Raw genomic sequence first — 12346 nt, forward strand, 5'->3', positions numbered from 1 at the left:
GGTTTGATTTAAAAGTTACGGATGGAGCCAATAACAACATCTGTTCATCAGACTGACAAGAAGACATTAAGATCATTGACATTAACGGTAAAGATATCACAAAGAGATAACCGAGCACTTTCGAGTGCCGAGTTTATAAAAATATCGATAAATGAAAATTTATCAAAAAATACTGAACTAATATAATTATTAGGAAAGAAATCGTTAAGGGCGTATGGCGGATGCCTAGGCTTTCAGAGGCGAAGAAGGACGCGGTAAGCTGCGAAAAGCTGCGGGGATTGGCACACACGAATTGATCCGCAGATGTCCGAATGGGGCAACCCGGCATGTTGAAGACATGTCACTCCGCAAGGAGAGCAAACCCGGAGAACTGAAACATCTAAGTACCCGGAGGAAAAGAAATCGAAGAGATTCCGTAAGTAGCGGCGAGCGAAAGCGGATTAGCCCAAAAGTCTTTATATATTTAATAGAATGTTCTGGAAAGAACAGCCATAGAGGGTGATAGCCCCGTATATGAAAGGTATATTTAGATGATAAATGAGTAGGGCGGGACACGTGAAATCCTGTCTGAATATGGGGGGACCATCCTCCAAGGCTAAATACTCCTGAAAGACCGATAGTGAACAAGTACTGTGAAGGAAAGGTGAAAAGCACTTCGAATAGAAGGGTGAAATAGAACCTGAAACCGTACGCCTACAAGCGGTCGGAGCCCACAAGTTGGGTGACGGCGTGCCTTTTGCATAATGAGCCTACGAGTTAATTTTACTAGCGAGGTTAAGGACTTCAGGTCCGGAGCCGGAGCGAAAGCGAGTCTGAATAGGGCGGTTAGTTAGTAGGATTAGACGCGAAACCTTGTGATCTACCCATGGGCAGGTTGAAGCTCTGGTAACACAGAGTGGAGGACCGAACCGGTTGACGTTGAAAAGTCTTCGGATGACCTGTGGGTAGGGGTGAAAGGCCAATCAAACTGGGAGATAGCTCGTACTCTCCGAAATGCATTTAGGTGCAGCGTCGCAATAAAGTTTATTAGAGGTAGAGCTACTGATTGGATGCGGGGGTTTCACCACCTACCAATTCCTGACAAACTCCGAATGCTAATAAATGTTCTGCGGCAGTGAGGGCATGGGTGCTAAGGTCCATGTCCGAGAGGGAAAGAACCCAGACCAACAGCTAAGGTCCCCAAATCTCTATTAAGTTGAAGCAACGCGGTTGGACTGCATTGACAGCTAGGATGTTGGCTTGGAAGCAGCCATTCATTTAAAGAGTGCGTAACAGCTCACTAGTCGAGCGGTCCGGCATGGATAATAATCGGGCATAAATAGAGTACCGAAGCTATGGATTTATACCTTAGGGGTATATCTGGTAGGAGAGCATTCTGTTTGCGCTGAAGCAGTATCGTGAGGTATTGTGGAGCGGACAGAAAAGAAAATGTAGGCATAAGTAACGATAAAGGGGGCGAGAAACCCCCTCACCGAAAGACTAAGGTTTCCTCAGCCATGCTAATCAGCTGAGGGTTAGTCGGGACCTAACGCGAACCCGAAAGGGGTAGTGGATGGACAATGGGTTAATATTCCCATACTTGCTCACACTAAAAAGGGGACGGAGTGCCGTACTTACTGGAGACTGACGGAATAGTCAAGACCTAGCCTTCGGGCGAAGTTGTTGTAGGGAAAGTGCTTCCAAGAAAAGCCGAAGTGAAGCAACCCGTACCAAAACCGACACAGGTAGTCGAGGAGAGAATCCTAAGGTGCTAGAGTGAATCATGGTTAAGGAACTAGGCAAAATAGTCTCGTAACTTCGGGAGAAGAGACGCCATCAGCAATGGTGGCCGCAGTAAAAAGGCCCAGGCGACTGTTTATCAAAAACACAGGACTCTGCAAAATCGAAAGATGCAGTATAGGGTCTGACACCTGCCCGGTGCTGGAAGGTTAAGGAAGGGCGTTAGCAGCAATGCGAAGCGTTTGACTGAAGCCCCAGTAAACGGCGGCCGTAACTATAACGGTCCTAAGGTAGCGAAATTCCTTGTCGGGTAAGTTCCGACCTGCACGAATGGTGTAACGATCTGGGCACTGTCTCAACCATGAGCTCTGTGAAATTGTAGTCTCGGTGAAGATGCCGAGTACCCGCAATGGGACGAAAAGACCCTGTGAACCTTTACTATAACTTCGTATTGACTTTGAGTAAGTAATGTGTAGGATAGGTGGGAGGCTTTGAAGCAGGCACGCTAGTGTTTGTGGAGCCACTGTTGAAATACCACCCTTTACTTACTTGGAGCCTAACTTCTTTTAGAAGGACATTGCGTGGTGGGTAGTTTGACTGGGGTGGTCGCCTCCAAAAGAGTAACGGAGGCTTTCAAAGGTACCCTCAGCACGCTTGGTAACCGTGCGTAGAGTGTAATGGCATAAGGGTGCTTGACTGTGAGACCTACAAGTCGATCAGGTGCGAAAGCAGGACATAGTGATCCGGTGGTTCCGTATGGAAGGGCCATCGCTCATAGGATAAAAGGTACTCCGGGGATAACAGGCTAGTCTCCCCCAAGAGCTCACATCGACGGGGAGGTTCGGCACCTCGATGTCGGCTCGTCACATCCTGGGGCTGGAGAAGGTCCCAAGGGTTGGGCTGTTCGCCCATTAAAGTGGCACGCGAGCTGGGTTCAGAACGTCGTGAGACAGTTCGGTCTCTATCTATTGCGGGCGTTAGATGTTTGAGAGGGCTTGATTCTAGTACGAGAGGACCGAATTGAACAAACCTCTGGTGTATCAGTTGTTCCGCCAGGAGCACCGCTGAGTAGCTACGTTTGGAAGAGATAAGCACTGAAAGCATATAAGTGCGAAACTCGCCTCAAGATGAGACATCTTTTAAGGGTCGTGGGAGATGACCACGTTGATAGGCTATAGGTGTAAAGGCAGTAATGTCATAGCCGAGTAGTACTAATTACCCGTAGATTTATAGCCTAATAAGGTACTTGGAAGTGCAGAAAGGTTAGCTCTTTGTGAATGTTTTTATCGATAAAAATAATTTACCAATGTAAAAGTTTATCAATGTACCAATGTCAATTGTTACACTGTTATATTCACTACATTGTTACATTAAACCATATTTAGGGTGGTTATAGCGGTGGGGCTCACCTGTTCCCATTCCGAACACAGAAGTTAAGCCCACCAGCGCCGATGGTACTGCGAAAGCGGGAGAGTAGGCCGCCGCCAGTTTTTATTTAAAAGTCTCATACATATTGTATGAGACTTTTTTGTTTTGTACCTATACATAGGTAATAGGGTCGCCCCTAATCAATCTTATTATTTATCTTGAATATTCATTGCCTTTATATTTATTTATCATGTTCATTTTATATTTGTATACCTAGGTTTTTAGAATTAATTCTCGGGCTGGTTTTCAAATCCTTTTTATCTCTATTATTTACTTTACCACTCCATGTTCTATCAATATTCATTTAACCAGATTGTTTATTAAAGTTCTGAATTTATTATTCAATAGAGGTGGGCAACTCGCCTAAAATATATCTTTACTCATTTTTAACCCGCTTCTCTGTATTCACCTATGAATGGCTTTAACTAAACCAACATAAGGGAAGTCTCTCCTTTATTAAATTTGTCTAACCCGCCAGATCTTAGATAGATGTTTTTCAATATTATTTTGGAGATAATCACTTCCTGAGCCTTATTTTATAAAAGCTTACAGTACGTAAATCATTTACTTTGGAAATTGTATCTCCTATTAAACTGAACATTTTTATTGAGCTATATTTTAATAGTTCTGGATATGAATTAAGATCATTATCAAAAATTGGGACTCATTATGATGAATCCTTTGATAAACTATGACTCTTAGTTTTATTCAATAGAGGTGGGCAACTCGCCTAAAATATATCTTTACTCATTTTTAACCCGCTTCTCTGTATTCACCTATGAATGGCTTTAACTAAACCAACATAAGGGAAGTCTCTCCTTTATTAAATTTGTCTAACCCGCCAGATCTTAGATAGATGTTTTTCAATATTATTTTGGAGATAATCACTTCCTGAGCCTTATTTTATAAAAGCTTACAGTACGTAAATCATTTACTTTGGAAATTGTATCTCCTATTAACTGAACATTTTTATAATATGGAGCCTATATTTTAATAGTTCTGGATATGAGTTAAAATCATTAGCAAAAATTGGGACTCATTATAACAAATCTTTTGATGGATTATGACTTGTAATTTTATTCAATAGAGGTGGGCTTTAGCCCACTTTATATATAAATTTATATCAAAGGCTTTAGCCAAAACTTAAAAGCATCCCAAGTACGCAGCTTTATAAAGATCAATGAAATTGATCCTTCCTTTGCTTTCCTTAGAACTATGCACTGTAAAGAAAGAAACTTTGCGTTAAATAAAATCGTCTATCCATAAGATCCAACTCTAGAGTCTATCATGGGAATATAAAAACTCAGCTCATACTCATGCTATATACAGTCCTTATATTTATTATCTGTTCAATCTTCCAGATCTGCGAGAGATTTTTTACATCTAACTATAGAAATATAGAATATAGAATATAGAATATCAAATATCAAATATCAAATATCTTTGGATAAAATATAGAATATAGAATATAGAATATAGAATATAGAATATAGAATATAGAATATAGAATATATTGGATAAAACTCTTTTCTTCCCAGCATTACTTTGAGTCTCCTTTCCATAGGCGATATTTTCCCACACTTCATCCTCTTTTTTTTTCTCCATCATCCTTATCCCACCATGTAATTGACCATAACTCCACTACATTCTTCCCTTATATAAATTCCAATCGTTTCTTGTGGATAAGTTCGTTATGTTTACAATCCATTGCCAATTAGCTTATTACGATGATATTTATCCCCAAGCTTCATGCTATATGAATTTTATGTTAAATAAGTTTGTTTTGTGGTGTATTAAGTTGTTATCTTTGCCCCACTGAAAAACGAGAGTACTACAGTAGCGCAGAAGAGCTTTTAGATAAGCATAAAGATTTAGAACCAGCTTATAGATATGGGAGCTAAAAGATGAACAAAACTTTTTAAAAAAAGAGTTGTGTGAGTTAAAATTTTTTGTATCTTTGCAGTCCGGTTAAACGGAGCGCAGAAGCAGGTAAGATTAAGGGTTTGGATGGGGATTTAAGGTTACTTAAAAAACTTTAAAATTTCTCAGAAAACATTTGGTCGATTAGAAATAAATATTTACTTTTGCAACCGCAAATAAGGAACAGAACGACAGAAAAGCTTCCTTATAACTTGCGGAAAGAAAAAAGATCATTGACATACAATATACAACCAAGTAAGAAAAAACTAAAGCGTAAAATAATACTTTGAGTGGGTCAGGAAAAACATACAATGGAGAGTTTGATCCTGGCTCAGGATGAACGCTAGCGGGAGGCCTAACACATGCAAGCCGAGCGGTAGAAGATCTTCGGATCTTTGAGAGCGGCGCACGGGTGCGGAACACGTGTGTAACCTACCTTTATCAGGGGGATAGCCTTTCGAAAGGAAGATTAATACCCCATAATATATTAAGTGGCATCACTTGATATTGAAAACTCCGGTGGATAGAGATGGGCACGCGCAGGATTAGATAGTTGGTAGGGTAACGGCCTACCAAGTCAACGATCCTTAGGGGGCCTGAGAGGGTGATCCCCCACACTGGTACTGAGACACGGACCAGACTCCTACGGGAGGCAGCAGTGAGGAATATTGGACAATGGGTGAGAGCCTGATCCAGCCATCCCGCGTGAAGGACGACGGCCCTATGGGTTGTAAACTTCTTTTGTATAGGGATAAACCTACTCTCGTGAGAGTAGCTGAAGGTACTATACGAATAAGCACCGGCTAACTCCGTGCCAGCAGCCGCGGTAATACGGAGGGTGCAAGCGTTATCCGGATTTATTGGGTTTAAAGGGTCCGTAGGCTGATTTGTAAGTCAGTGGTGAAATCTCACAGCTTAACTGTGAAACTGCCATTGATACTGCAAGTCTTGAGTGTTGTTGAAGTAGCTGGAATAAGTAGTGTAGCGGTGAAATGCATAGATATTACTTAGAACACCAATTGCGAAGGCAGGTTACTAAGCAACAACTGACGCTGATGGACGAAAGCGTGGGGAGCGAACAGGATTAGATACCCTGGTAGTCCACGCCGTAAACGATGCTAACTCGTTTTTGGGGCTTTAAGCTTCAGAGACTAAGCGAAAGTGATAAGTTAGCCACCTGGGGAGTACGTTCGCAAGAATGAAACTCAAAGGAATTGACGGGGGCCCGCACAAGCGGTGGATTATGTGGTTTAATTCGATGATACGCGAGGAACCTTACCAAGGCTTAAATGGGAAATGACAGGTTTAGAAATAGACTTTTCTTCGGACATTTTTCAAGGTGCTGCATGGTTGTCGTCAGCTCGTGCCGTGAGGTGTTAGGTTAAGTCCTGCAACGAGCGCAACCCCTGTCACTAGTTGCCATCATTCAGTTGGGGACTCTAGTGAGACTGCCTACGCAAGTAGAGAGGAAGGTGGGGATGACGTCAAATCATCACGGCCCTTACGCCTTGGGCCACACACGTAATACAATGGCCGGTACAGAGGGCAGCTACACAGCGATGTGATGCAAATCTCGAAAGCCGGTCTCAGTTCGGATTGGAGTCTGCAACTCGACTCTATGAAGCTGGAATCGCTAGTAATCGCGCATCAGCCATGGCGCGGTGAATACGTTCCCGGGCCTTGTACACACCGCCCGTCAAGCCATGGAAGTCTGGGGTACCTGAAGTCGGTGACCGTAACAGGAGCTGCCTAGGGTAAAACAGGTAACTAGGGCTAAGTCGTAACAAGGTAGCCGTACCGGAAGGTGCGGCTGGAACATCTCATTTTAGAGCGTCTATTGACGTTAAACAAAATTAAGTACTTAACTGTACATTGATTCTGCTTAAAGTTTAGGCTTTAGTTTTTTATTTGGTTGCTATATATTATAAAAATACAAAACCCACTAGAAATTAGTATCAGAGGGAGAGAGAGACAAGAGGATAGAGAAAAGAAGGGAGATACAGACGTTTACGTCTTGGTTCTTGGTTCTTTTATCTTTAAGTCTAATGAAGTCTCGTAGCTCAGCTGGTTAGAGCGCTACACTGATAATGTAGAGGTCGGCAGTTCGAGCCTGCCCGAGACTACTAATTAAAAAGACGGGAAGAAGAAAGAGAAAAGAAAAAAGATACGTCTTTGTTCTTTATTCTTTAGTCTCCAAGTCTAACTAGAGGGGGAATTAGCTCAGCTGGCTAGAGCGCCTGCCTTGCACGCAGGAGGTCAAGGGTTCGACTCCCTTATTCTCCACAGTTTTGGAGGTTTGATTTAAAAGTTACGGATGGAGCCAATAACAACATCTGTTCATCAGACTGACAAGAAGACATTAAGATCATTGACATTAACGGTAAAGATATCACAAAGAGATAACCGAGCACTTTCGAGTGCCGAGTTTATAAAAATATCGATAAATGAAAATTTATCAAAAAATACTGAACTAATATAATTATTAGGAAAGAAATCGTTAAGGGCGTATGGCGGATGCCTAGGCTTTCAGAGGCGAAGAAGGACGCGGTAAGCTGCGAAAAGCTGCGGGGATTGGCACACACGAATTGATCCGCAGATGTCCGAATGGGGCAACCCGGCATGTTGAAGACATGTCACTCCGCAAGGAGAGCAAACCCGGAGAACTGAAACATCTAAGTACCCGGAGGAAAAGAAATCGAAGAGATTCCGTAAGTAGCGGCGAGCGAAAGCGGATTAGCCCAAAAGTCTTTATATATTTAATAGAATGTTCTGGAAAGAACAGCCATAGAGGGTGATAGCCCCGTATATGAAAGGTATATTTAGATGATAAATGAGTAGGGCGGGACACGTGAAATCCTGTCTGAATATGGGGGGACCATCCTCCAAGGCTAAATACTCCTGAAAGACCGATAGTGAACAAGTACTGTGAAGGAAAGGTGAAAAGCACTTCGAATAGAAGGGTGAAATAGAACCTGAAACCGTACGCCTACAAGCGGTCGGAGCCCACAAGTTGGGTGACGGCGTGCCTTTTGCATAATGAGCCTACGAGTTAATTTTACTAGCGAGGTTAAGGACTTCAGGTCCGGAGCCGGAGCGAAAGCGAGTCTGAATAGGGCGGTTAGTTAGTAGGATTAGACGCGAAACCTTGTGATCTACCCATGGGCAGGTTGAAGCTCTGGTAACACAGAGTGGAGGACCGAACCGGTTGACGTTGAAAAGTCTTCGGATGACCTGTGGGTAGGGGTGAAAGGCCAATCAAACTGGGAGATAGCTCGTACTCTCCGAAATGCATTTAGGTGCAGCGTCGCAATAAAGTTTATTAGAGGTAGAGCTACTGATTGGATGCGGGGGTTTCACCACCTACCAATTCCTGACAAACTCCGAATGCTAATAAATGTTCTGCGGCAGTGAGGGCATGGGTGCTAAGGTCCATGTCCGAGAGGGAAAGAACCCAGACCAACAGCTAAGGTCCCCAAATCTCTATTAAGTTGAAGCAACGCGGTTGGACTGCATTGACAGCTAGGATGTTGGCTTGGAAGCAGCCATTCATTTAAAGAGTGCGTAACAGCTCACTAGTCGAGCGGTCCGGCATGGATAATAATCGGGCATAAATAGAGTACCGAAGCTATGGATTTATACCTTAGGGGTATATCTGGTAGGAGAGCATTCTGTTTGCGCTGAAGCAGTATCGTGAGGTATTGTGGAGCGGACAGAAAAGAAAATGTAGGCATAAGTAACGATAAAGGGGGCGAGAAACCCCCTCACCGAAAGACTAAGGTTTCCTCAGCCATGCTAATCAGCTGAGGGTTAGTCGGGACCTAACGCGAACCCGAAAGGGGTAGTGGATGGACAATGGGTTAATATTCCCATACTTGCTCACACTAAAAAGGGGACGGAGTGCCGTACTTACTGGAGACTGACGGAATAGTCAAGACCTAGCCTTCGGGCGAAGTTGTTGTAGGGAAAGTGCTTCCAAGAAAAGCCGAAGTGAAGCAACCCGTACCAAAACCGACACAGGTAGTCGAGGAGAGAATCCTAAGGTGCTAGAGTGAATCATGGTTAAGGAACTAGGCAAAATAGTCTCGTAACTTCGGGAGAAGAGACGCCATCAGCAATGGTGGCCGCAGTAAAAAGGCCCAGGCGACTGTTTATCAAAAACACAGGACTCTGCAAAATCGAAAGATGCAGTATAGGGTCTGACACCTGCCCGGTGCTGGAAGGTTAAGGAAGGGCGTTAGCAGCAATGCGAAGCGTTTGACTGAAGCCCCAGTAAACGGCGGCCGTAACTATAACGGTCCTAAGGTAGCGAAATTCCTTGTCGGGTAAGTTCCGACCTGCACGAATGGTGTAACGATCTGGGCACTGTCTCAACCATGAGCTCTGTGAAATTGTAGTCTCGGTGAAGATGCCGAGTACCCGCAATGGGACGAAAAGACCCTGTGAACCTTTACTATAACTTCGTATTGACTTTGAGTAAGTAATGTGTAGGATAGGTGGGAGGCTTTGAAGCAGGCACGCTAGTGTTTGTGGAGCCACTGTTGAAATACCACCCTTTACTTACTTGGAGCCTAACTTCTTTTAGAAGGACATTGCGTGGTGGGTAGTTTGACTGGGGTGGTCGCCTCCAAAAGAGTAACGGAGGCTTTCAAAGGTACCCTCAGCACGCTTGGTAACCGTGCGTAGAGTGTAATGGCATAAGGGTGCTTGACTGTGAGACCTACAAGTCGATCAGGTGCGAAAGCAGGACATAGTGATCCGGTGGTTCCGTATGGAAGGGCCATCGCTCATAGGATAAAAGGTACTCCGGGGATAACAGGCTAGTCTCCCCCAAGAGCTCACATCGACGGGGAGGTTCGGCACCTCGATGTCGGCTCGTCACATCCTGGGGCTGGAGAAGGTCCCAAGGGTTGGGCTGTTCGCCCATTAAAGTGGCACGCGAGCTGGGTTCAGAACGTCGTGAGACAGTTCGGTCTCTATCTATTGCGGGCGTTAGATGTTTGAGAGGGCTTGATTCTAGTACGAGAGGACCGAATTGAACAAACCTCTGGTGTATCAGTTGTTCCGCCAGGAGCACCGCTGAGTAGCTACGTTTGGAAGAGATAAGCACTGAAAGCATATAAGTGCGAAACTCGCCTCAAGATGAGACATCTTTTAAGGGTCGTGGGAGATGACCACGTTGATAGGCTATAGGTGTAAAGGCAGTAATGTCATAGCCGAGTAGTACTAATTACCCGTAGATTTATAGCCTAATAAGGTACTTGGAAGTGCAGAAAGGTTAGCTCTTTGTGAATGTTTTTATCGATAAAAATAATTTACCAATGTAAAAGTTTATCAATGTACCAATGTCAATTGTTACACTGTTATATTCACTACATTGTTACATTAAACCATATTTAGGGTGGTTATAGCGGTGGGGCTCACCTGTTCCCATTCCGAACACAGAAGTTAAGCCCACCAGCGCCGATGGTACTGCGAAAGCGGGAGAGTAGGCCGCCGCCAGTTTTTATTTAAAAGTCTCATACATATTGTATGAGACTTTTTTGTTTTGTACATAAGCCCAAAAGATACATAGTTAATAGGTAATAAGGCTGTCCTTAATCAATCTTATTATTTATTTTCAATTACTTATTCCGATCATATTCATTCATTTTATTGTGCTCTTAGAATTTATTTCTGGCTGGTTTTCAAATCTGTTTTATCTATCATTCACTTACCACTCCATATTCTATCATATTGTTTATTAAAGTTCTGAATTTATTATTCAATAGAGGTGGGCAACTCGCCTAAAATATATCTTTACTCATTTTTAACCAGCTTCTCGGTATTCACCTATGAATAGCTTTAACCAAACCAACATAAGGGAAGTCTCTCCTTTATTAAATTTGTCTAATCCGCCAGATCTGCGAGAGATATTTTTCTAGTATATTTTACACATAAATTACTCCTGAGCCTTACTTTATAAAAGCTTACGGTACCTAAACATTTACTTTGGAAATTGTATCTCCTATTAAACTGAACATTTTATAATATGGAGCCTATATTTTAATAGTTCTGGATATGAATTAAGATCATTATCAAAAATTGGGACTCATTATGATGAATCCTTTGATAAACTATGACTCTTAGTTTTATTCAATAGAGGGGCTTTAGCCCACTTGTATATGAATTTACATCAAAGGTTTTAGCCAAAACTTAGATCTATCAAAATTATTATGGATGTAATTTTAAAATCTGTCTAATCCGCCAGATTTGCGTGAGATATTTTTTTATATCATTTTGAAGATAATCACTTTCTGAACTTTACTTTATAAAAGTTTACATTACCTAATCATTTACTTTGGAAATTATATTCTCTATTTAAACTGAACATTTTTATGGAGCTATATTTTAATAGTTCTGGATATGAGTTAAAATCATTAGCAAAAATTGGGACTCATTATAACAAATCTTTTGATGGATTATGACTTGTAATTTTATTCAATAGAGGTGGGCTTTAGCCCACTTTATATATAAATTTATACCAAAGGCTTTAGCCAAAACTTAAATATCAGCGTCTGCTTCAAAAGATCAATGAAATTGATCCTTCCTTTGCTTCCCTTAAAACTATACACTGTAAAGAAAGAAACTTTGCGTTAAAATAAAATATTATATCCAATAGGATCCAACTCTAGTGTCTATAATGGGAAATATAAAAACTCAGCTCATACTCATGCTATATACAGTCCTTATACTTATTATCTGTTCAATCTTCCAGATCTGCGAGAGGTATTTTTATATCTAAATATAGAATATAGAATATAGAATATAGAATATAGAATATAGAATATAGAATATAGAATATAGAATATAGAATATAGAATATAGAATATAGAATATAGAATATAGAATATAGAATATAGAATATAGAATATAGAATATAGAATATAGAATATAGAATATAGAATATAGAATATAGAATATAGAATATAGAATATAGAATATAGAATATAGTTGGATAAAACTCTTTTCTTCCCAGCATTACTTTTGAGTCTCCTTTCCATAGGGCGATATTTTCCCGCACTTCATCCTCCTCTTTTCGCTCTGTCATTCTCATCCATCATATATTTGAGCATAACTCCACTACATTCTTCCCTTATATAAATTCCAATCGTTTCTTGTGGATAAGTTCGTTATGTTTACAATCCATTGCCAATTAGGTTATTACGATGATATTTATCCCCAAGCTTCATGCTATATGAATTTTATGTTAAATAAGTTTGTTTTGTGGTGTATTAAGTTG

Annotated in this window: 2 tRNA genes and 5 rRNA genes; all 7 read left to right on the forward strand. The window is 41.6% G+C overall.

Going from position 1 to position 12346, the window contains the following annotated elements:
- Positions 1-194 precede the first annotated feature (194 nt).
- The 7 genes from QF044_RS21505 (at position 195) to rrf (QF044_RS21535) (ending at position 10569) form a co-directional block, all read left to right on the forward strand.
- A 23S ribosomal RNA gene (locus QF044_RS21505) occupies positions 195-2954 on the forward strand.
- A 147-nt stretch (positions 2955-3101) separates the two neighbouring features.
- A 5S ribosomal RNA gene (gene rrf / locus QF044_RS21510) occupies positions 3102-3209 on the forward strand.
- A 2166-nt stretch (positions 3210-5375) separates the two neighbouring features.
- A 16S ribosomal RNA gene (locus tag QF044_RS21515) occupies positions 5376-6893 on the forward strand.
- Positions 6894-7116: 223 nt separating this feature from the next.
- Positions 7117-7190 (forward strand) — tRNA-Ile (locus tag QF044_RS21520).
- 86 nt (positions 7191-7276) lie between these two features.
- A tRNA-Ala gene (locus QF044_RS21525) sits at positions 7277-7350 on the forward strand.
- Positions 7351-7554: 204 nt separating this feature from the next.
- Positions 7555-10314, forward strand: a 23S ribosomal RNA gene (locus QF044_RS21530).
- A gap of 147 nt (positions 10315-10461) precedes the next feature.
- Positions 10462-10569: ribosomal RNA gene (rrf, locus tag QF044_RS21535) — 5S ribosomal RNA — on the forward strand.
- The 16S, 23S and 5S rRNA genes sit together here with 2 tRNA genes alongside, the layout of an rRNA operon.
- The last annotated feature ends 1777 nt before the right edge of the window (positions 10570-12346 follow it).

The organism is Chryseobacterium sp. W4I1 (assembly GCF_030816115.1).
Classification (GTDB): domain Bacteria; phylum Bacteroidota; class Bacteroidia; order Flavobacteriales; family Weeksellaceae; genus Chryseobacterium.